We start from the raw sequence: 22,531 nt of genomic DNA, 5'->3' as shown, positions 1-22,531 counted from the left end.
GAAGGTATATTTTCCCCAATTTGGCAATATATACCTTTTATACAAAAATATTCAATGGTTTTTACAAAAAAATATGATAATTTTCTATATTTCTTTCTCGTATTTTGGCGGTTGAATAATAATGATTTGTTTTTTTTTGCCGATATACTTTATATCAGTATCCAGAAAGCTTGGAATTCGGTTATATCGGGAGGTCGGCCAAGCTGAATTGGATTCAAATAGGGGGTATGCAGCGTGAGAAAAAACGAGAAAAAAGGGCGCAAGAAAAGTCTGCGCGGCAAAATCATTTTATTCGTTGGCATTCCGGTTGTTTTATCTTACTTGATCGTCGGTTCTATTATTGCAATGATTGTAAGAAGCAATGTCACTCAGTTGACCAATCAGCAGTTGGCATCTGATTCCAAGGCGGCTTCCAGGCAGATTGAAAACTTTTTTCAGCAGTATACAGCGCTGCCGGATGAGCTCTCCAAAAATGTGGAAGTACAAACAATGATGACCACGATTGGTCAGGGTCATGCGATGGAGCAGTATACCGGTTTTGCCAGCCTGTATAACACTATGAAAAACATGGTGGGAAAAGACACAAACATTCAGTCTCTGTGGGTAGCAGACGTTGATGCAAAGCAGTATTTAGATACTCAGGGGGAGAACACCAAAAATTATCCTGCCACTGAGAGGCCATGGTTTATTCAGATGAAAGAGCGGGGCAGTATGACCATGACCGACCCGTATGAGGATATTAATACGAAGAAGCAGATAGTATCGATCGTAACCCCTGTGTTTCAAGCAAATACCAACGAGATCATCGGCGCGGTGGGTATCGATCTGACACTTGATAATCTGAATCAAATTATGGGAACTTATAAGCTGGGCAATACCGGCTTTTACATTCTGCTTTCTGCCGGTGGGCAGGTCATTTACCATCCCGAGCAGGAGGATGTGAACAAAAGCCTCGCGGATGTTGATTTGTCCGACAGCTTCAAACAGGCTGCCACTGCTCATACGGAAGGCCTGATTGAATACACATCTGGTACAACGCACAGTCACGGGTACCTTGCTCCGGTAGGGGATACGGGCTGGATGCTCGCAACCGGTTTGCCTAACGCAGAATTCTATGCAAACTACAATCAGATCGTGTGGCTCTGGTGTATTGTGATGCTGGTGTCGATGGTGCTGGTTCTCCTGATGATTCTGTTTATTTCCAGCCGTCTGGTGGTACCGATCAAGCATTTGGAGAAAGCGGCAACCGAGGTGGCCGAAGGCAATCTGGATGTAACAATATCGGTCAAATCACGGGATGAAACCGGTCAGCTTGCGCGGGAGTTCGAGCGTATGGTCGCTCAGCTCAGAAATTACCGCGGCTATATTCAGGAGATTACCAATACGCTGGATACAATGGCAAACGGCGACATGCGCATTCACCTGCAGTACGAGTACGCCGGGGAGTTTGCGCCCGTGAAGCAGGCGCTTCTGGGCATTTCTGATTCGCTGCGCAAAACGCTCTCTTCCATTGATGAAATCGCGGCGCAGGTCAACTCGGGAGCCGAACAGGTTTCGAGCGCGGCGCAGGCGCTGGCGGCTGGCGCTACCCAGCAGGCGGCCTCTGTGGAGGAGCTTTCCTCCATGATCGCCCACATTGATGAATCGGCGAGAGGAAATGCCAAAAATGCGGAAAACACAGTGGCTGTGTTTGAAAAATCCAATCAGAAGTTTCAGTCCATCAGCCGAAGTGTCGAGCTGCTCGAGGGCAACATGCGGGAGATCAGCAATTCCTCCGCAATGATTATGGGGATTACCCGTACCATTGAGGATATTGCGTTCCAGACGAACATTCTGGCGCTGAACGCGGCGATTGAAGCTGCCCGGGCCGGTGCGGCGGGCAAGGGCTTTGCCGTGGTGGCGGACGAGGTTCGCAACCTTGCGGCAAAATCAGCCGAAGCCGTAAAGCGGACTGCGGAGCTGCTGGCAAAATCAAGCCAGACGGTGGAGCTTGGCGTTACTGCGGTGAATGAGGTTTCCGGAACAATTCAGAGCGTGATTGAGATGGGCAACCAGACGAACATGGCGGTTGTGGGCATGGGCAAGTCCGCGCAGGAGCAGGCCGAGGCGGTCACGCAGATTTCGGAGGGGCTCTCTCAGATTTCGGCGGTGGTGCAGACCAACGCCGCCACAGCGGAGGAAAGCTCCGCTTCGAGCGCCGAGCTTTCGAATCAGGCCGAGGTTCTGCATCGGGAAATCCGCAAGTTCCAGCTGCACGATTTGGAGGAGTCCCCTGCGGCTTCTGCCGGGCAGCCGGAGAATCTGGATTTTTATTCCATGAATGAATATAAATGAGTATAAATTCCAATTTGGCATTAACATCGTATAAATGACAGAAAAATAAGCATTTTCTACAAAAAAGTACGGTGTTTTCCTCTCTGTTGCTTTCCGTATTCTGGCGCTTTTGAATAAAGATTCACTTACTATGGCCGATATACCGTGTAGGCACCCGGGATTTTGAATTGTGCTTACAAATACATCTCCATATAAGCAGCCGAATACAACCGGGTGAAAGACGGAGGGGTACGGTGTGATAAGAAAAAGAAAAGATGGACGCAAAAAAAGTCTACGCAGTAAGATCATTTTGTTTGTTGGAATACCGGTTATATTATCTTATTTAATCGTTGGTTCCACAATTTTGATGATCGTGAGGGACAATGTCAGTCAGCTGACGAATCAGCAGCTGGCATCTGATTCCAAGGCAGCTTCAAGGCAGATTGAAAACTTTTTTCAGCAGTATATGGCGCTTCCGGATCAGCTCTCCAAAAATGCAGAGGTACAAAAAATGATGACCACGATTGGTCAGGGTCATGTGATGGAGCAGTATACCGGTTTTGCCAGCCTGTATAATACCATGAAGAACATGGTGGGGAAAGACACAAATATTCAGTCTCTGTGGGTGGCAGACGTGGATGCAAAGCAGTTTGTAGATACTCAGGGGGAAAGTGCCAAGAATTTCCCCACCTCTGAGAGGGCGTGGTTTGCTGAAATGAAGAAGCGGGGAGGCATAACAATGACCGACCCGTATGAGGTGTATACTACAAAAAAACGCGTGGTGTCGATTGTAGCGCCTGTGTTTCAGCCAAATACAAATGAAATTGTTGGCGCAGTAGGACTTAATTTGACACTGGATAATCTAAATCAAATTATTGGAAACTACAAACTGGGCAGCACTGGTTTTTATATTCTGATGTCTGCCGGCGGGCAGGTTATTTACCATCCGGTGCAGGACAATGTGAACAAGAGTCTTGACGATGTTGATTTATCAGACAATTTTAAGCAGGCAGCTACTTCTCATACGGAGGGCTTACTCCAATATACCTCCGGTACAACGCATAGCCACGGGTATCTTTCCCCTGTTGGGGATACAGGCTGGGTGATTGCAACCGGTCTGCCGGATGCGGAATTCTATGCGAACTATAACCAGATCGTGTGGATTTGGAGTGTTGTAATGCTGGTGTCGATGGTGCTGGTTCTGCTCATGATTCTGTTTATCTCCCAACGTCTTACAGCGCCGATTAAGCAGTTGGAGAAAGCGGCAAGCGAGGTAGCAGAGGGCAATCTGAATGTAACGGTCTCCGTGAAATCTCGGGATGAAACCGGTCAGCTTGCGCAAGCGTTTGAGCGTATGGTGGCTCAGCTCAGAGATTACCGCGACTATATTCAGGAGATTGCCGGTACGTTGGAGACCATGGCGGCCGGCGATATGCGTATTCACCTTCAGCAGGATTACGCCGGAGAGTTTGCGCCCGTAAAGCAGGCACTGCTGGACATATCCTCCTCTCTGTGTACTACGCTGTCCTCCATTGATGAGATCGCGGCGCAGGTCAACTCGGGAGCAGAACAGGTTTCGAGCGCGGCGCAGGCGTTGGCGGCCGGCGCTACCCAGCAGGCGGCCTCCGTGGAGGAGCTTTCCTCCATGATCGCCCACATTGATGAATCGGCGAGAGAAAATGCGGAAAATGCGGAAAACACAGTGGCTGTGTTTGAAAAATCCAATCAGCAGTTTCAGTCCATTAGCCGAAGTGTCGAGCTGCTCGAGGGCCACATGCGGGAGATCAGCAATTCCTCTGCAATGATTATGGGAATTACCCGTACGATTGAGGATATTGCGTTCCAGACAAACATTCTGGCGCTGAATGCCGCGATCGAAGCCGCACGGGCCGGCACGGCGGGCAAGGGCTTTGCTGTGGTTGCCGACGAGGTTCGCAACCTTGCGGCAAAATCCGCCGAGGCTGTAAAGCGGACTGCGGAGCTGCTGGAAAAATCCGGCCAGACGGTGGAGCTTGGCGTTACTGCGGTGAATGAGGTTTCCGGAACAATTCAGAGCGTAATTGAGATGGGCAACCAGACGAACACCGCGGTTGTGGGCATGGGCAAGTCCGCGCAGGAGCAGGCCGAGGCGGTCACGCAGATTTCGGAGGGGCTCTCTCAGATTTCGGCGGTCGTGCAGACCAACGCTGCCACAGCGGAGGAAAGCTCCGCTTCGAGCGCCGAGCTTTCGAATCAGGCCGAGGTTCTGCATCAGGAAATCCGCAAGTTCCAGCTGCACGATTTGGAGGAAGCCCCTGCGGCTTCTGCCGAGCAGCCGGAGAATTTGGATTTCTATTCCGGTGAAGGCGATTAAGAACAGGGATTCTTCCTAAAGAACATACAGTAAAATAACCGTAGCCGTGCTTCTCCAAGGTGAGAGACACGGCTTTTTTTTTCGTCCGTTTTCTCAGAAGCAGATGAAAAAGTGCGGCAGAAAATGGACGCACAGTTGGATGTTTTGTAGAATCAGACTTCATAACTAAAAATTATAGTAAAAAAATTTAACGTTTTTTATTAAATTCTTACAATTGGCCGACCGATATAAAAGACAGAGGGTACGGATAGTTTAAACACTTTACGGAGCTATTCGTGTTTTTGAGCGGGGTATCACGATTGTGAGTTCCCGTTTCAAAACAAAAGAATTTAGAGATGAAAGGGAATAACGAATGAAGAGAGAAAATCAAACAACGGCACAAGGCACTGCAATGAAGGGCTTTCAAAGCTTAGGGGCTCGAATGATAGCTTTTATCGGGATACCGGTACTTCTTTCCTATGTGATCATAGGCGGAATTCTGCTTAGTCTGGTAGGAAATTCTGTGTCTGACCTGACGGAGAATGAGCTGCAGTCCAGGTCGGAAGGCGCGGCTTATCAAGTGGAAGAGTTTTTGATGCAGTACACCGAGATCTCAAGCCGGCTGGCTCAAAATGCAGATTTACAGCAGATGATGACAGATTCCAATAAAAGTCATACGATGAGTGACGATGCAAGGTTTGCAAACCTGTATCAAACCATGAAGAACATGCGCGGAACAGATAAAAACATTTTATCTATTTTTATCTCAGACGTAGACGCGGAGCAAAGCATTAATACGAATGGCAAAAATAATAAGGCATATAAAACAACGGAACGCCCCTGGTTCATTCAAATGAAAGCGAAGAATGGCCTCACGTTGACCGAGCCTTATGAGGATATTAATACAAAGCAGCAGGTGGTGACAATTGCGTCACCTGTTTATAAAAAGGGAACGACAGAGATTATTGGCGCTGTGGGATTGGATCTTACTTTATCCAGTTTGAGTGAAAATGTACGCTCATTCAAAATCGGGCAGGAAGGGTACTATATTTTAGTGTCCTCCGATGGAAACATCGTTTCCCACCCCAAAGATGAGTACCTGAATAAGAATATTACTGATACGGATCTGACGGAATCTATTGTGAAAAATTTTCAGGGGAAAAAGGAGGGGGCCGTTCAATATACCTCTCATGGCATTCTCAGCTACGGATATACCTGCCCTGTGGGTGATACCGGCTGGATGGTGGCAACCGGGCTGCCGGAGAAGGAATATTTTCAGGAATTTGACGCGGTTCGTTCGGTACTGTTGATTTCCTTCCTGATTGCTTTGGGTGCAATTTTCTTCATCCTAGTGTTAATTTCCAGGCGGTTGGTGTCTCCTCTGCGTAAGCTGACTGTAACGGCTAATCAGATTGCAGACGGAAACCTGGATGTGGAAATTTCCATCCACAGCCGAGATGAAATCGGGCGCCTGGGGGATGCTTTTAACCGAACTGTGTTCCAGCTTTCCAATTACAGGGGCTATATTCAGGAAATAACCAAAACACTGGAGACCATGGCGGCCGGCGATATGCGTATTCACCTGCAGCAGGAGTACGCCGGAGAGTTTGCGCCCGTAAAGCAGGCGCTGCTGGACATATCCTCCTCTCTTTGCACTACCCTGTCCTCCATTGATGAGATCGCGGCGCAGGTGAACTCAAGCGCGGAGCAGGTTTCGAGCGCGGCGCAGGCGCTGGCGGCTGGCGCTACCCAGCAGGCGGCCTCTGTGGAGGAGCTTTCCTCCATGATCGCCCACATTGATGAATCGGCGAGAGGAAATACCAAAAATGCGGAAAACACAGTGGCTGTGTTTGAAAAATCCAATCAGAAGTTTCAGTCTATCAGCCGAAGCGTCGAGCTGCTCGAGGGCAACATGCGGGAGATCAGCAATTCCTCCGCAATGATTATGGGGATTACCCGTACCATTGAGGATATTGCGTTCCAGACGAACATTCTGGCGCTGAACGCGGCGATTGAAGCTGCCCGGGCCGGTGCGGCGGGCAAGGGCTTTGCCGTGGTTGCCGACGAGGTTCGCAACCTTGCGGCAAAATCAGCCGAAGCCGTAAAGCGGACTGCGGAGCTGCTGGCAAAATCAAGCCAGACGGTGGAGCTTGGCGTTACTGCGGTGAATGAGGTTTCCGGAACAATTCAGAGCGTGATTGAGATGGGCAACCAGACGAACATGGCGGTTGTGGGCATGGGCAAGTCCGCGCAGGATCAGGCCGAGGCGGTCACGCAGATTTCGGAGGGGCTCTCTCAGATTTCGGCGGTGGTGCAGACCAACGCTGCCACAGCGGAGGAAAGCTCTGCTTCGAGCGCCGAGCTTTCGAATCAGGCCGAGGTTCTGCATCAGGAAATCCGCAAGTTCCAGCTGCACAATTTGGAGGAAGAGACCCCTGCGGCTTCTGCCGAGCAGCCGGAGAATTTGGATTTCTATTCCGGTGAGAGTTATTAAGAATCAGTATATTGCCTGAAAATGAATGGAAACTAAAATGAAAGGGCCGTGCTTCTCTCAGGCGAGAGGCACGGTCTTTTGCATATTAATCATCACTATCGCAAAATTGTATTTAAAAAAGCCCACCGAGTAACGGTGGGCTAAACTTGTATTACGCAACGGTTTTATTTCTGCTTTGGCTGGGAGAGAACCTCCAGAAAGCGGTTTGAAAGCACATCGTATTCGTGGTGCTTTAAAATATATTCCTGGCCGCGGTTGCCCATGATCTGCAGCTCCGCTTTCGGTGTGGAAGCCAGAATCTGCGCCGCGCGTGCGATTTCTGCGGGGTCCTCCGGAGGGATCGATATGCCGCATTTGGCGTCTGCCACCATGTCGTTGCCGGCTTCAATTGCAAAGATGACCGGCTTTGCCGCCATCATGTAATCCATCAGCTTGTTGGGGCTGACGCCGAAGCGGAACAGCGGCTGACGCTGCAGACCAACATATAACGCATCCATCTGCTCCAGCAGGCCGGGCACCTCATCGCGCTTGACTGCGGGAAGAGCTTCGACAACATCATTCAGCTCCAGATCGCTGATTTTCTGAATCAACCGGTCACGCTCCGGACCCTGGCCAACGAGCAGCAGCTTAATCTTTTTATCTCGCAGAAGCTCTCCGGCCTCTACGTAGCTGTCTAGCGCGTTGGCAACGCCATGCGCGCCGGTATAGCCGATCAAAAAATAGCCGTCCTCGTGGTAACGGCTGAGTTTTTCCGCGTAAACCGGTGTTCCGGTTTCGGCGGTTTCCCAGTCCTCTTTCACGATGCCGTTGGGGATGCACACGAATTTTTCTGGTGCCATGCCGTGTTCAATCATATGCTCCTGCGCGTTCGGCAGAATCGATACGATAGAGTCGCAGTGCTTATAGCAGTAATTTTCCGCAGCCTGCATCAGCATGATGTATGGGTGATGTTTCGAAATTCCCCCCAGCTCCATCGGGCTGAGCGGCCACAAATCATGCACCTCGTAAATCAGCTTCGCACCGTGCTTCTTCGCCATTTTGCGCAGCGGGTAGATTTCGAGTGGGTACGTGGAGGACGCGATCACGGCGTCGGGCTTTCCTGTTTCCGTAATTGCGCTTTCAAAGGTGGAAAGCCCCCGGATAAACGACAGCATATTCTTGATGCGTCCCATTCCATTGCCCTGGTATTCGGGCCCGGCAATCCAGAAATAACGCACACCGTCGATCATTTCTACCCAGTACGGTCGGCCCTTCGGGTCTGGATTATCGCCGCGCAGGTGTGAGAAGGAAGAGGCCACGATGGTAACCTGATGCCCCTCCTGCACCCAGCGCTTCGCCATGAAATAGGGGCGGTATTCCATGCTCTTACCGGTGCCGGCATAGTGGTTGGATAAAATGATATTCATGCCGACGCCCCCTTAGTTGTTGTATGCAAGCAGTGCCGCCGCGATTTTCTGGCTGGCCGCGCCATCGCCGAACGGCATCAGTCCGCGCGTTGCGGGGTCTGGAATGGTATGCAGGGCCTTATCGAGAATATCCTCTGTTTCGAGCTTTGAGAGGATGTTCCAGTTCCCGACCAGAGTTTCGACCCACTCGGTTTCCTGCCGCAGAGTAACGCAGGGAACCTCCATAAACCAGGCTTCCTTTTGCAGTCCGCCGGAATCGGTTAGCACCTGCTTTGCCCCGCTGGTCAGCAGCAGCATTTCAAGGTAGCCTACCGGGTCGATCAGCTGAATATTGCGAAAGCCCTCTTTCGAGATGGCCTCTTCTGCCAGAGAACGGGTGCGGGGGTGAATCGGCAGTACCACGGGTTCCGGCAGCTGCTCAAACGCGCGGAAAATATGCACCACGGCATCAATTCCGCCGTCGGTGGTTTCTGCCCGGTGGAGCGTTGCCAGCCGGTATCCCTTGGGGGTAATGCCCAATTGCTCATAAATGACTGTTTTTTCCGGGTTAGACTTTGCCAGCTTCAGAAAATGCAGTACAGAATCGAGCATTACGTCGCCGGAGATGGAAACGCCAGCTTCGACCCCTTCTTTTTTCAGGTTATCCACTGCCGTCTGCGTGGGGCAGAACAGCCAGGTGGAAATATGGTCGGTCAGTACGCGGTTTTGCTCTTCCGGCATGCGGCGGTTATACGAGCGCAGGCCCGCCTCTACGTGCGCTACGGGGATATGCAGCTTCGAAGCCGCCAGCGCCCCGGCCAGCGTGGAGTTGGTGTCGCCGTAGACCAAGAGAATATCCGGTTTTTCGCTGAGCAGCACCTCTTCAATGCGCATCAGCATTTCGCCGGTCTGCTTTCCATGTGTGCCGGAGCCGACCCCCAGATTGTACTTCGGGCGGGGGATAGAAAGCTCCTCAAAGAACACGTCGGACATATTGCGGTCGTAGTGCTGCCCGGTATGCACAAGAATTTCTTCGCACGCGGGCGCCAGTGCGGCAGATACCACAGAAGCCTTGATGAACTGCGGTCTTGCGCCGACAATCGTTACGATCTTCACTGGGCGGCCTCCTCTGAATGATAGCGCACATCGCTGTCATTCATATCCAGAGTAGAGAATTCCAGATCGTCAAAGTTGACGGCCTGGCCGGTTTTCTGGGATTTGTACGCCGCAAGGATAATCTTAAGCGCCTTAATGCCCTCGGTGCCGCTCACGAGCGGCTGGGTGCCGGTTTGCACGGCACGAATATAGTTCGCGTACAGCGCGTTGTGGCCGTGGCCGTATACGTCTGTTGGGTCTGTTCCGGCCAGCGCCGCCACGCGCTCATCCTGCTCGGCGGGCTGTGCGAAGTTCCAGGTTTCCATGCGGTTCACCGCGAGGCCGCCGATGACGGCAGCGCCGGTTTCACCGAAAACAGACAGGGTTTCTTCCAGATTCTTGGGGTATACGCACGCGGTACCCTCGATCATGCCGATGGCGCCGTTCTTGAAACGAATGAGAATCGCGCCGAAGTCCTCGGCCTCTATGTCGCGCAGGTAGTTGCCAGTCATGGCCATGACGGTTTCCGGCTCACCGCCGAGGCTCCACTGCAACAGGTCAATATTGTGAATGCACTGGTTCATCAGTGTGCCGCCGTCCTGCGCCCAGGTTCCGCGCCAGGGAGCCTGCTCATAATAAGGCATGGAGCGGTTCCACAGAATGCGCGCGGTGCCGTTTACCAGCTTGCCGAAGCGGTTGTCCTCAATTGCGCGGTGCAGCTCCTGAATGGGGGCGTTAAAGCGATTCTGGTGGCAAACGCCCAGCTTCAGGCCGCGCGAGTTTGCTTCCTGAATCATCAGCTGCGCGTCATGGGTAGAAAGCGCCATGGGCTTTTCTACCAAAACGTGCTTGCCGCGGCGCAGGCAGTCCAGCGCGATTTCAGCATGATAGCCGCTTTCCGTCGCGATGGTGCAGCAGTCAATTGTGAGCTCTTCCAGCGCTTTTTTGTAGTCGGTATATACGGCGGGGCGCTTGCCGGTTTTTTCCAGCAGGCTGTCTGCCCTCTGTTCCGCCCGCTCTTCGACCAGGTCGCAGACGGCGACAAGTTCCATCAGCCCGGCGTTTTCCGCAGCCGCGGCAATGTGGTTTTTCGAGATTCTTCCGCAGCCGATCAGCAGGAAATTCAGTTTTTTCATTTCGTTCCCATCCTTCATCTTGCATCCAGAATTTTAGTTTTTTACGCAGGAAGGAGCGCTGGCCCGGCCGGCGCTCCTGAACATGCTTTCGTCGAGAAATCTTACAGAAGCTCGATGTTACTTCTGTCCGCTACGTCCTTCATGGCATTTCTTGTATCGAAAATCGCCTTTGCGAGGGACTGGATCTTGTTGTAATCAAAGCATTCGTGCGCAGTGCAGATCAGAACGATATCGGCGTTTTTTAGCTCATCGTCAGTCAGGACGGTCAGGCCCTTGTGCACTTTTCCCTTGTGCTTGTATTCGGGAATATAGGGATCGAAGAAGACCGCATCCGCGCCCTGCTCCAGCAGGTGGTCGATCACGTTCAGCGCGGGGGATTCGCGGTAGTCGTCGATGTCGTTCTTGTAGGCAACGCCCAGCACCAGCACGCGTGCGCCGTTCATGGCCACCTTGTGGCGGTTTAATACCTTCATTGCGCGGTCTACAACATACTCGGGCATTGCGGTGTTGATCTCGCCGGAGGTTTCGATCAAACGGGTGTGGTAATCAAACTCGCGGGCCTTCCAGGTGAGGTAGAAGGGGTCCAGCGGAATGCAGTGGCCGCCAAGGCCGGGGCCGGGATAAAACGCCTGGAAGCCGTAGGGCTTTGTTTTCGCGGCGTCGATCACATCCCACACGTTGATGCCCATGCGGTTGCAGATGATGGCCATTTCGTTGGCCAGACCAATATTAATGTTGCGGTAGGTGTTTTCGAGCAGCTTTTCCATTTCCGCCACGGCGGGGGAGGCCACCTCGTATACGCCGCCCTCCAGCACATTGCGGTACAAAGCGGCGGCAACCTCGGTGCTGTCTTTGCCTACGCCGCCAACCACCTTGGGGGTGTTTTTGGTCTTATACTGCTTGTTGCCGGGATCGACACGCTCCGGAGAAAAAGCAAGGAAGAAATCCTCGCCGCAGACAAGGCCGCCCGCCTCTAAGATGGGCTTTAAAAGCTCTTCGGTAGTGCCGGGGTATGTGGTGGATTCAAGAATCACCAGCATGCCGTCGTGCAGATATTTGGCAACAGACTCCGTAGAGCCCTTCACATAGCTGATGTCTGGCTGCTGGTATTGATCGAGCGGAGTGGGAACACAGATGGCGACGCAGTCTACGCTGCTGATAAAGGAGAAATCGCTGGTGGCGGAAAGTCTGCCGCTTTTTACCACATCCTCCAGGGCACTGTCTACCACGTCGCCAATGTAGTTATGCGCGCGGTTGACCTGCTCCACCTTCTGCTCCTGAACGTCAAAGCCGATGGTTTTGTAGCCGGCCTTGGCGATTTCCACAGCCAGGGGCAGCCCGACATAGCCCAGCCCGATAATGCCGACTGTGGCGGTTTTGCTTTCTATTTTGGAAAGAAGCTCCGTCTTGCGATTTGACATAGTTTGTTACCTACCTTTTTGTTTGCATTTCTTTCACTTTTATAAACCAGGCGGATGGGTTCCGCCGAAGAGAGCCAAAGTGCGGCGGAATTATTCCGCCAGGGAGTTCAGAGCCTGTGCCACATAGGTGACGATCTCGGGAGTGATATAACCGTGCATGGGCAGGCTGAATACCCGGTGGCTCAGGCTTTCGCTGACAGGGAAGTCACCCTCTTTGTAGCCGAGATCCTTGAAAGCCTCCTGTAAGTGCAGCGGCTTCGGGTAATAAATCATCGTGGGAATTCCCTGCTCCTCCAGCCCCTTTATCAGGCGGTCGCGCTCCTCTGGAGACTTGGCCTTGAGGGTGTAATATCCAAAACTGGATTTGAGCTTTTCCGGAATAACGGGGACATCGAATTTGTCCTTCAGCAGGGAGTTGTACAGTGCTGCCGCTTTGGCGCGGGTTTCGTTTTCTTTGTCAAAGGCGTGCAGCTTCGGCAGCAGGATCGCGGCCTGGATGGTGTCGAGGCGGGCGTTGAGGCCGATGCGTACGTTGTCGTATTTAAAGCTTCCCTTGCCGTGCACACGGATGGAAACGAGCAGGTCATACAGCTCTTTGTCGTCGGTAAAGATCGCGCCGCCGTCGCCGTAGCAGCCCAGCGCTTTTGCCGGGAAAAAGCTGGTGGCGGAAGCATCGCCGAACGAGCAGGCCTTGCGGCCGTTGTTGACTCCACCGAAGCCCTGAGCGGCGTCTTCCATCATGAGCAGCCCGAATTCGCGGCAGATGGAAAGAATCTCGTCATAGTCAGCGGTTTGGCCGAACAGGTCGACCGGAATAACGACCTTCGGGTTCAGCTTGCCCTCCGCCTTCACGCGCTCGACCTGCTTACGCAGGGAGGCGGGGTCAAGGTTGCAGGTGTCCTCTTTTACGTCGCAGAACACGGGGGTAGCGCCCACAAGGCTTGCCACCTCAGCCGACGCCATAAAAGTAAAGGCCGGTACGAACACCGCGTCGCCGGGGCCTACGCCCCATGCCATCAGCGGCATTTGCAGCGCGTCGGTTCCGTTCGAGACGGAAACGCAGTATTTGCGGCCCACATACTTGCAAAGCTCCTGCTCCAGTTGTTCTACCTGCGGGCCGGAAATAAAGTGGCATCCTTCCAGAACCTTAGCAATCCCCGCGTCGATTTCCGGTTTCAGGTTTCGGTATTGGGCCGCCAAATCGTTGAATTCAATTTTCTGCATGATTGTTTTCCTCCTTCAGGCCTTCCGGCGTTTGTGTGTACTGCCTGCCGCATTTCGGGCAATGCAGGGCTTCATCCAGCGTTTCGCCGCATTCGCAGGCCCAGCCGCGCTGGCGTGCGGGGCTTCCCATCATAATGGCATGCGCGGGTACGTCTTTTGTCACCACGCTGCCCGCGGCAATAAACGCGTGCGCACCGATGCTGTGGCCGCATACGATGGTTGCGTTGGCGCCGATGCTGGCACCTTCGCCTACTGGAGTATGGGCATAAAACTCAGAGCCCCGCTGGGGATATTTGCAGCGGGGGCGCTGTACATTGGTAAACACCATAGAGGGGCCGCAGAACACGTAATTACCGAGCTCCACTCCCTCGTAGATGGAAACGTTATTTTGAATTTTGCAGTGATCGCCGATGGTTACACCCGGGGCCACAAATACGTTCTGCCCCAGATTGCAGCCCTTGCCGATCCGGCAGCCGGAGGAGATATGGCTGAAGTGCCAAACCTTGCTTCCCTCGCCGATCTGACAGCCGTCATCTGCGAAAGCGCTTTCATGTACAAAAAAATTTTTCTCGCTCACTGTGAGTAACCGCCATTCTCCGGCAGCAAAATAGTAGTAGGCCGGCCCAGCCGCGCGCCGCTGCCGAATCTGGCGCCCGGTACCAGTTTCCCCTGATTTCCGGCATAATCTTGGTTTATTATATCGCTATTATTTACCAGAGTCAATCGTTTCAATCCGCAATTGGCCGGATTCGTATTGACAAGAATTTCCGATCGTATTATCATAAGCAGTAACTTTCGTATAATGGCAGATAGTCAATTCACTTTATAAAAGTAGCGCTTTTCTTTTCCTGCCGAAGGTGGGAGGAGAAAACAAGCAGTTTTTATAAGTGAGATTGCTGTCATAAAAACCCTCAATACCGGATGTTTTGCGTAATTCATTCCTGCTCGGCCGATCCGGTCAGTGCCAAAAGCAGGGGAAAGGGATAGTTATGAGCCAGTTTGTTAGCCGCGATACGTTTATTCCCTATAATGTTCCCGACATTACAGAGGCCGAGATTGATGAGGTGGTTGCCACCCTGAGGTCCGGCTGGCTTGCCAAGGGCCCCCGCACCATGCAGTTTGAAAAGCAGTTCGCCGAATATCTGGGTGCAAAATATGCTGTTGCAATGAACTCCTGCACGGCGGCCCTGCACATGGCGTTAATCTCTCAGGGCATCGGCCCCGGGGATGAAGTCATCACCACCCCGATGACCTATGTGGCCACCGCAAACACGATTGTCCAACTGGGCGCTACCCCGGTTCTGGCAGATATTGACTACCGCACGACCTGCATCGACCCGGATGAAATTGAAAAGAAGATTACGCCGAAAACAAAGGCGATCGTGCCCGTCCATTACAGCGGTCAGGTGTGCGATCTGGATCGAATCTACGACATTGCGGACAAGCATAATCTGTTTGTGTCCGAAGACGCGGCCCACGCGCTTTGGAGCCGATACAAGGGCAGACTGGTCGGCAATTCGCTCAAGGGCGCCGCGTGCTACAGCTTTTACGCGACAAAGAACCTTTGCACCGGCGACGGCGGCATGCTTGTCACCGACGACGAAGAAACCGCGGTCAAGGCCCGCATGTTCTCAAACAGCGGCATGAGCCAGAACGCGTGGAACCGTTACGCTAAGGGCGGCACGTGGAAATACGATATTGCCGAGTTCGGTTACAAATACAATATGTTTGATATTCAGGCCGCTTTGGGTCTTGTTCAGCTCCGCCGACTGGAGGAAATGCAGGAAGCCCGCCTGAAAATTGCCGCCCGCTATCAGGAGGCGTTCGGCGCGATGGATGCCATTGAGGAGCCGTTTGTTCCTGAGTACACCACTCATTGCTGGCACCTATATGTGATCCGCATTGTGCCAGAGGTGCTCACGATTGACCGCGACCAGTTCATCACGGAGCTGAACGAGCGCAACATCGGCACCAGCGTACACTTTATCCCGGTGCATAACATGTCGGCATATACCAAACGTTTCGGTTACCAGCCCGGGGACTTCCCGAAAACGCAGAAGCATTTTGAGCGCTGCCTTTCTCTGCCGCTGTACCCCGGCCTTTCCGACGAGAAGGTACAGTATATCATCGATGCGGTAGCGGATATTGCGAAAAAGTACCACAAATAAGCTCTGGTTTATTTTACGTAAAATACTGCATTTCAAGAAAACCGCCCGTTATGCTCTTTTAAAGAGGATAACGGGCGGTTTTGAAGGTAATCCTTTTTAATATGTCTGCCATGTCTGGCGATTATTTTGTCAGCCCTTTTTCAAACAGTTCAGCGGCAAATGCAACAATTTGTTCTTTTGTAAACTGGTTTGCCGACGGACACAGAATTTTATCGGTGAAAACAAAGGAATAAAGCATACCAAGATAAGAACGAGCCGCCAGCTTGTAGTCCGCTTCTATCATATTCTGTGATTCGGCAAAGCCTGCCAGTTGCCGGGCCGCTTCGTTTGCTGCCCGGTCAACGGTGCTCCGGTACATAATTTCACCAATTTGCGGGAAAGTGTGAGTTTCGCTCATAACGATCCGCATCAGATTAAGCCGATCCGGGTCGTCAAAGAGCTTCAGAAAATACAGGCCGGTAATTTCCAGAAAACGGCGCAGGGTAAATTGCTGTGATTCCCACAGGGGTTCTGTCTGTACCTGAAATAAATCTATTTTTGAATAGAATATAGCGGCAAAAAGCTCTTCCTTGCTGTTGAAATATTGGTAAAGGACGGTCTTACTGTAAGAGGACAAAGCGGCAATCTCATCCATTGTCGTCGCGGTGTATCCTTTACGCGAGAAGAGGGACAAAGCCGATTTTAAAATTTGATTTTTTCGGGTGTCGTCTTCCGGATGAAACTTTTTTAATTCCGGGCGTCCGATTTTTTCAAACAACTGCTCTTTGCTTTGAAAGAAGCTGTACAGGGTTCGAATCGAAATGCCGGCTTCTTTTGCAATCTCTACCATAGTAGCGCCCTGATAACCCTTGTTCTGAAACACCGTTTTGGCAGCGTTTAAAATCTCTTCCGATGTTTTTTTTGCCATCGCTGTCTCCTTAGTCTTTCGCGTGATTTGCTGCGATGAATTTCCATATGGCTTGGGCGGCACACGATTTACCGTTTGCCTGTCTCATGGTTTTCCCCAACCGCGCCGCATTTTTTCGAACAGAGCTGTCTGCCACAATACTCTCCAGCGCTGAAATGATATTCTTTTTGTTCCAGCGCGTGATCGGGATTCGGATGCCTGCACCCTGAGACACAATGTGGTCAAGGTTGATCTGCTGTTCCGGCTGCATGGCTACTCCTATAATAGGCGATTCGCTTACCATGGCGGTTTGTATCGTTCCCTGACCGCCGTGGCAGAGCGTAACGTCCGCCGTTGCATTGACGCAGGCTGCGGGGACAAATTGGTCTGTGACATAGATGTTTGCGTGATCTTTTACGATGGGGAGGATGTCATCCAGGGGGCAGATTGCGTTTGGCACTAAAATTACAGCGTGGTATTTTTGTTCCGGCAAAGCTGCGATGGCCTTTGCGGCCTCGATCAAAAGCCCCTTTTTGGCAGAGCTTCCCATGCTGCAGAAAATGTTAATCTGCTGCTCGTTGCTTTTTTCAAATACGCTTTTAGTTTGAAAATCCTGCTTCTGGGCGATAATAGATTGCGCATACACCGGCCCTGTGATTTCATAGTTTGCGGGGATTGACACGTCAGTGTAAAATTCCGCTAGATCATTCACGATTGTGAAATCCGCCCGCAGCAAATCAAACAGATTGGTGAGCGGTGCGCCGTTCCACCCGCACTGGCTGGCTGCGTGCAAAAGATTTGGCTGCTTTAGAATCGGGAGCTTCAGAATCAGAGATTTTGGAATGGCGGCCATGATTTTTCTTCGAGCTTTCAAAGGGAGAAAGGTCAGCGGTTTGATCTGGTCCGGAATATCCTTCATCAGAAATGCGTAGGTGGGGGAAGCCAGCGGTAGAGGAACAAAGCAAATCCCCGGGATGGCGGGAGAAACCATTCTGCGTGCCAGAGCGGCGATCGGCCAGAACCCATGCAGAACGAAATCGGGTCTGCACGCTTGCAATGCGCTGACTTCTCCCCGCAGCAGTTCAGCGGCAAGCTGAGAATCGCCAATAAAATTTGTTGCGGTGGGCTTTAAATCGTTTAGGTACCCTTGCCCCTCCATTGCTGGAGCAACGTGATACAGCTCAAATCCGTTCTCTTCTACGACTGGGTCAAATTTGCTTCCATGTGTAAAAAAGATACCTCGCACGGTATAACCAGTGGGGGTCATTGCACGCACTTCTTTCATCAACTCCAAAGAGCGTGTGGCTTCCCCCGCATCCTGCAAAAGAACAGAAACCGCAATGGTAATCAGGCGATCAGACATTTTCGCTCACCAACCTTTTGAGTATAATATAATAAAACTTAATAGTTTAAATTAATTATACTCACTTCTGATCTGAAATCAATACCAAAGGCTACGATTTCAGATTTGGGTGGAAATTGCATATGTGTGTGCCTTTGAAGGTTGTGGGACTGATTGCGCTGATAAGAAACGCCCGACAGCCTCCTTGAACAGGAGATGCCGGGCGAAAAAGAACCCTTCTCAGACGCATCAGCGAAAGAGGAAGGCTCTGAAAATTCACTTACCAGCACGCGCGACGGCAGAGTGTCCATGTTCTGTTTGGCCTGTGCGTGCAGCTGGTAGGCGGCAAAAAAACACAGCAGGGAAATCACGGCCAGCACAGCCGCCAGCACACCGAGCAGCGTGTCCGTTCGTTTCTTTTGCGGCATGACACCATTCCTTCCTGCGGAACAAGCCCCGCAATGGATATGGATCAAGTTTTACCGGAATCCGTAAAATCATACGGCAGCGGAGCGGGTTTGCCCAGGTCTGACAAAAAGCTGGTCAGAATCTGAATGTGCCGCTGCTCGTCGAGTATGATGCGGGCAAACAGCTGCTGAATCTGGTCATCGGTAATTTGGCAGATCAGGAGCTTGTAATGGGAGATTGCGTCAAGCTCGCCCTGAATATCCGACTGCAATATGACCTCTGGCGTACACTGGTAATTGGGGAACATTCCGCTCCAATAGTGGTTTGTCACACAGGACTGCAAAAACGGCCGGCTCCCCAGATCGTAAATCAGCTTGCCCAAAATCTGAAGATGAATTTGCTCTACCTGAACAATTTTTTCATATGCAAGGTATATTGGCGGATATTTTTCCAAATAATAGCGATGTACCCAGTACTGGTTCACGGCGGTCATTTCAGACCCCCGGCCGGCGTAGCCGTCTGAAATCAGCGTGGCATACCGTCGGTTTGGCTCCTGAACTTCTACCTGCGGATACGGCAGGTTCACCTGGTAAGGAAAAAGCGTTGCCTGAAGCACATTGTATGGCATGGTGATCCCCTTCCTGCTTTGGTGGTTCCTTGTTGTTACATGGTATGAGGAGAGGGAAGATTCTAGAGCAGTCTGAACAAGTTTTTCGGGAGAAGAAATCAACCCGGAAGCCGTGTCCGAAGAAAAGCAAACATGGGAAACTGTTTGACAAAACAAGAATTTCGTGATATACTGATCTTGCATTCTAAATGATGTACGAAAATGAGCTCACATCTTGATGTAAGTCATTGTCCGTTAATGATTTATGCAAGATGCGGGCTTTTTCTTTTTACAGTTTTGGATACAACATTTTTAAAAGGAGGTGCTTTTCTTATGGAGAAAGGTACAGTCAAATGGTTCAACGCAGAAAAGGGTTATGGTTTTATCGCTAACGACAACGGCGGGGACGACGTGTTCGTTCATTTTTCCGCTATTGCTGGTCAAGGATATAAATCACTGACTGAAGGCCAGAAGGTCAATTTTGAAGTCGAAACCGACGCTCGCAACGGCAAGCTGAAGGCTGCCAATGTTGAGATCGCTGAGTAATTTTTCTGATACGAACGAAAAGAGCCGCCCTGTTTGGGGCGGCTTTTTGTTTTGCCCGGAAAAGCGTGCGCAAGAGCCGGCTTTTGGGCGGAATGTGAGAATATGGCCGCGTGGTGCGGTGGCCTTTTCAGAACCGGATCATTCAGGTTCCTCCGAATCTTCGCTGCACACACAGTTCCGTTTCAGCTTGGCCTGGTACAGGTAGTCGTCTGCCTTAGCCAGGTAGCGGTCTGTATCTACCCCAAACTCCCTGCGGTACACCACTACCCCAAAGCTTGCTGTCAGTTCGATTTGGAGTGAGTTATGGTAAACCTCCAACTGCTCTACCTGCCGGCGAAGATGCTCCGAATGAGTCAGGGCATCAGTAAGGTTTGTATTGGGGAAGCAGATGACAAATTCGTCACCGCCAAACCGTCCCAAAAAATCATGGGCGTGCAGATTCGACGAGATACACTCCGTAAACTTTTTTAGAACAAGGTCGCCGCCGATGTGGCCATAGGTATCGTTAATGTTTTTAAAATAGTCAATGTCTGCGATCAAAAGCGTCAGTGGCTGGTTTTCCCATCGGGCCCTGTTCATTTCGGCACTCAGCAGTTCCATAAAGCTTCTGCGGTTGAGCGACCCGGTCAGGTAATCGTGCATCGCGAGGAATTCGCTTTCTTCCTGGCTTCTGCGCAGGCTTGCCTCATTCTGCTTGTACGTTGTCATATCGTGAATTGAAATGAGGGCAAGCTGCACACCGTCTTTATCGAGAAACAGTGTGGAGCTGTAATCGGCAATGAATTTACTGCCGTCATTTTTGATAAAGGTCAGTTCATTTCTGGTTTCCCCCACCCGTTCGCGATCCTGAATCTCCAGCGCCAGCTTGGGGTCGCCCAGGTCCACAATACCGGCTCGTCCCGAGCTGCACAGTTCTTCCTCTGTTTTTTGAAACAGGCGACAGGCTGCCGGATTCGCCCGGTATGTTTTGCCTTTTGGGTTCATAATTAGAATTGCATCCTGACTGTTTTCAAAAATTAATCGATAATGCTCCTCGTTGATTTGAAATCCCATCTTGTATCTCTCCTTCGAATCTCTGAAGGCGGGCTGGGTCTGCATCAGAATTCCTAAAACTGGCTTCGCTGTGGCCGGGTTTGAAATTCGATTGGCATATAGGGTGGGGACGTTCCACGCTTTATGCGAAGTTTTGAAACTGCCATTCAGTTCTAATAGTAATAATATATCTTATTTAATCAATGGTGTAAAGCTATGTGTTTACATAATAAATCTGGTGAAAAGAATTCTTTTCACTTTCTGGCGTTGCGGTTTTTCGGAGCGCTTTTTTTGCTTTTCTCACAGGTCTGCATTGATGAAAAGAAGAACCCGAAAAATGGCTTTTTAAGCGGGATGCGGCCTTTTTTGTGCCTCCGCGCGCTGATTAAAGCTTCCTGTTTCTGGATATGCTATGAAGCGGGAGTGATTTGAAATGAGCAAGCGCGTGGCCGCGTTTTTTTCTGTTTTTATGATCTGCATGTTTTTGCTGCTGATGAACCTGTACCGCATTGCTACGGGCAGTCAGCTGGCCGAAACCGCCGACCGCCAAAGCAGCTACCGGCTGACGGTGGCCTCGGGCCGCGGCACCATATACGACACAAAGCTGAACCCGCTCACGGGGACAGAGAAAGGATACACGGCTGTGGTCAACCCCACGCCGGAGTCGGCCTCCGCACTGGCCGATGTTTTGACCCGTGAGCGGATGGAAGAGGTCTATTCGCTTTTGACCAAAGGAAAACCGTTTCTGCTGGGGCTGCCAAAGGCTGTTTCAGCGGAGGGGATCGATACCTTTGAAACGAACCGCCGCTATGCCGCAAATGGGCAAACGGCCGTCAACGTGATTGGCTATCTGGATGGGAGCGGCGCGGGTGTGGCGGGAATCGAAAAGGCGTATCAAGAATTTCTGTCTGGTGATCCGGGAGAGATTACGGTCAGCTACCGGGTGGACGCGGTCAACCGGATTCTGCCGGGAGAAAACAAAGAAGTGACCGATACCTCAAATAAAAATAAAAAAGGCGTCGTGCTGACGTTGGATGCTGAGATACAGGCTCTGGCGGAGCGGTCGGCGAAGAAATACCTTAAAAAAGGAGCCGTGGTCGTCACGGAGGTTCCGAGTGGGAAAATCCGCGCGATGGTGAGCCTGCCGGATTTTTCGCCGAATGATTTGCAGACGGCGCTGGATAACCCGGATTCCCCTCTGCTGAACCGTGCGATTTCCGCTTACAGCGTTGGCTCGGTGTTTAAGGTGGTTTCCGCGGCGGCGGCGCTCGAGAGCGGCGTTTCACCAACCACCACCTTTACCTGTACGGGCGGAATCGAGGTAGGCGGGGGCGTGTTCCATTGCTATAACGGCAAGTCGCACGGTACACTGGATATGCAGGGCGCGATTGCGCAGTCGTGCAACACGTATTTTGTGCGGCTGATGCAGCAGGTGCTGAATGAAACCTTTCTCAATATGGCAAAGTCGCTTGGCTTTGGTCAGAGCCTGACCTTAGCACCGGGGTATGTGTCCGCGGCGGGAAGCCTGCCAGAGAAGGAAGAGCTTCTGACGCCGCGTGCGCTGGCGAATTTTTCGTTTGGTCAAGGCGTTCTGACCGCAACGCCGGTGCAGATCGCAGGGTTGATGAACGCGGTGGCCTCGGGTGGGCTGTATACGCCGCCCAGCCTGGTGCAGGGGTTGGTGGATGAAAATTTGCAGTATGTAGAGGCGGCGAAACAGGCAGAATCCGTACGGGTGATGTCGCAGGATACAGCGGCGCAGCTGCGCCAGTTTATGGGAACGGCGGTAGAGGACGGCACAGCGAAAAAGGGCAAGCCGGTGCTCGGCGGGGCCGGAGTGAAAACGGGAACAGCCCAGACCGGGCAGTTTGAGGGCCAAAAAGAGATTGTACAGGGCTGGTACACGGGCTTCTTTCCGCTCGAAAGTCCGCGATACAGTATTGTAGTGCTTTCAGAGAACGCGCAGGGCGCCAGCGACGGAGCCCCCGTTTTTCAAGAAATTGCGAATGCACTGCTCTCAAAAACCAATTGACAACGATTGGAATCCGGGAGTATAATAAAAACGATTTTGATAGAAAAAAGGCGTATATGGGAAAGAAGCTGTTTTGTATTTCGCAGCAGAGAGAGGGTTCCGCCGGCGGA

17 protein-coding genes are annotated in these 22,531 nt (G+C 51.7%); 6 read left to right on the top strand and 11 right to left on the bottom strand.

The features are described 5' to 3' along the window. The first annotated feature begins 234 nt into the window (after window positions 1–234). The 3 genes from QOS46_RS08615 (at window position 235) to QOS46_RS08605 (ending at window position 7,139) form a co-directional block, all read left to right on the top strand. On the top strand, window positions 235–2,334 hold the full coding sequence (locus QOS46_RS08615; protein WP_283608913.1) for a methyl-accepting chemotaxis protein: 2,100 nt from the start codon (window positions 235–237) through the stop codon (window positions 2,332–2,334). A 235-nt stretch (window positions 2,335–2,569) separates the two neighbouring features. Beyond that, entirely contained in the window at window positions 2,570–4,666 is a 2,097-nt protein-coding gene (locus QOS46_RS08610; RefSeq protein WP_283608911.1) for a methyl-accepting chemotaxis protein, read from the top strand. 421 nt (window positions 4,667–5,087) lie between these two features. Next, a complete protein-coding gene (locus QOS46_RS08605; protein WP_283608909.1) occupies window positions 5,088–7,139 on the top strand; it encodes a methyl-accepting chemotaxis protein in 2,052 nt (683 codons plus the stop codon). 164 nt (window positions 7,140–7,303) lie between these two features. Here QOS46_RS08605 and QOS46_RS08600 read toward each other — a convergent pair whose 3' ends face one another. The 6 genes from QOS46_RS08600 to QOS46_RS08575 form a co-directional block, all read right to left on the bottom strand. Then, complete coding sequence (locus QOS46_RS08600) at window positions 7,304–8,545, bottom strand: glycosyltransferase family 4 protein (protein WP_283608907.1); 1,242 nt, start codon at window positions 8,543–8,545, stop codon at window positions 7,304–7,306. Window positions 8,546–8,557: 12 nt separating this feature from the next. Beyond that, window positions 8,558–9,640 carry a non-hydrolyzing UDP-N-acetylglucosamine 2-epimerase gene (gene wecB / locus QOS46_RS08595; RefSeq protein ID WP_283608905.1) on the bottom strand — a complete coding sequence of 361 codons (1,083 nt, stop codon included), beginning with the start codon at window positions 9,638–9,640 and terminating at the stop codon, window positions 8,558–8,560. Beyond that, entirely contained in the window at window positions 9,637–10,755 is a 1,119-nt protein-coding gene (locus QOS46_RS08590) for a Gfo/Idh/MocA family protein (protein WP_283608904.1), read from the bottom strand. The genes wecB and QOS46_RS08590 overlap by 4 nt, the downstream gene beginning before the upstream one ends. Window positions 10,756–10,856: 101 nt before the next feature. Further along, window positions 10,857–12,176: a nucleotide sugar dehydrogenase gene (locus QOS46_RS08585; RefSeq protein ID WP_283608902.1), complete on the bottom strand. Its 1,320-nt coding sequence runs from the start codon at window positions 12,174–12,176 to the stop codon at window positions 10,857–10,859. A gap of 90 nt (window positions 12,177–12,266) precedes the next feature. Continuing rightward, a complete protein-coding gene (locus tag QOS46_RS08580; protein ID WP_283608900.1) occupies window positions 12,267–13,400 on the bottom strand; it encodes a DegT/DnrJ/EryC1/StrS family aminotransferase in 1,134 nt (377 codons plus the stop codon). Continuing rightward, window positions 13,387–13,977, bottom strand: a complete 591-nt coding sequence (locus QOS46_RS08575) for an acyltransferase (protein WP_283608898.1) — start codon at window positions 13,975–13,977, stop codon at window positions 13,387–13,389. The genes QOS46_RS08580 and QOS46_RS08575 overlap by 14 nt, the downstream gene beginning before the upstream one ends. Before the next feature lie 412 nt (window positions 13,978–14,389). Here QOS46_RS08575 and QOS46_RS08570 point away from each other — a divergent pair, with 412 nt between their 5' ends. After that, window positions 14,390–15,568 carry a DegT/DnrJ/EryC1/StrS family aminotransferase gene (locus tag QOS46_RS08570; RefSeq protein WP_283608896.1) on the top strand — a complete coding sequence of 393 codons (1,179 nt, stop codon included), beginning with the start codon at window positions 14,390–14,392 and terminating at the stop codon, window positions 15,566–15,568. A 121-nt stretch (window positions 15,569–15,689) separates the two neighbouring features. Here QOS46_RS08570 and QOS46_RS08565 read toward each other — a convergent pair whose 3' ends face one another. Genes QOS46_RS08565 through QOS46_RS08550 form a run of 4 tightly spaced genes read right to left on the bottom strand, consistent with a single transcriptional unit; the run spans window position 15,690 to window position 18,832 of the window. Beyond that, on the bottom strand, window positions 15,690–16,475 hold the full coding sequence (locus tag QOS46_RS08565) for a TetR/AcrR family transcriptional regulator (protein WP_283608894.1): 786 nt from the start codon (window positions 16,473–16,475) through the stop codon (window positions 15,690–15,692). 10 nt (window positions 16,476–16,485) lie between these two features. Then, window positions 16,486–17,817 carry a glycosyltransferase gene (locus tag QOS46_RS08560; protein WP_283608892.1) on the bottom strand — a complete coding sequence of 444 codons (1,332 nt, stop codon included), beginning with the start codon at window positions 17,815–17,817 and terminating at the stop codon, window positions 16,486–16,488. Between the two features lie 38 nt (window positions 17,818–17,855). Next, a complete protein-coding gene (locus QOS46_RS08555) occupies window positions 17,856–18,224 on the bottom strand; it encodes a hypothetical protein (protein WP_283608890.1) in 369 nt (122 codons plus the stop codon). A 44-nt stretch (window positions 18,225–18,268) separates the two neighbouring features. Further along, a complete protein-coding gene (locus QOS46_RS08550) occupies window positions 18,269–18,832 on the bottom strand; it encodes a ferritin-like domain-containing protein (RefSeq protein WP_283608888.1) in 564 nt (187 codons plus the stop codon). Window positions 18,833–19,144: 312 nt separating this feature from the next. Between QOS46_RS08550 and QOS46_RS08545 the strand changes: the two genes are divergently transcribed. After that, on the top strand, window positions 19,145–19,357 hold the full coding sequence (locus QOS46_RS08545) for a cold-shock protein (RefSeq protein WP_283608886.1): 213 nt from the start codon (window positions 19,145–19,147) through the stop codon (window positions 19,355–19,357). Between the two features lie 138 nt (window positions 19,358–19,495). Here the strand turns inward: QOS46_RS08545 and QOS46_RS08540 are convergent, their stop codons facing one another. Next, window positions 19,496–20,410, bottom strand: a complete 915-nt coding sequence (locus tag QOS46_RS08540; RefSeq protein WP_283608885.1) for a sensor domain-containing diguanylate cyclase — start codon at window positions 20,408–20,410, stop codon at window positions 19,496–19,498. 412 nt (window positions 20,411–20,822) lie between these two features. Here QOS46_RS08540 and QOS46_RS08535 point away from each other — a divergent pair, with 412 nt between their 5' ends. After that, window positions 20,823–22,421: a peptidoglycan D,D-transpeptidase FtsI family protein gene (locus QOS46_RS08535; RefSeq protein WP_283608883.1), complete on the top strand. Its 1,599-nt coding sequence runs from the start codon at window positions 20,823–20,825 to the stop codon at window positions 22,419–22,421. Window positions 22,422–22,531: the final 110 nt, after the last annotated feature.

Origin of the sequence: Faecalispora anaeroviscerum (assembly GCF_947568225.1) — a bacterium.
GTDB classification, from domain to species: domain Bacteria; phylum Bacillota; class Clostridia; order Oscillospirales; family Acutalibacteraceae; genus Faecalispora; species Faecalispora anaeroviscerum.
The sequence above is the reverse complement of the archived record's forward strand: the minus strand, read 5'-3'. Positions and strand labels throughout refer to the sequence as shown.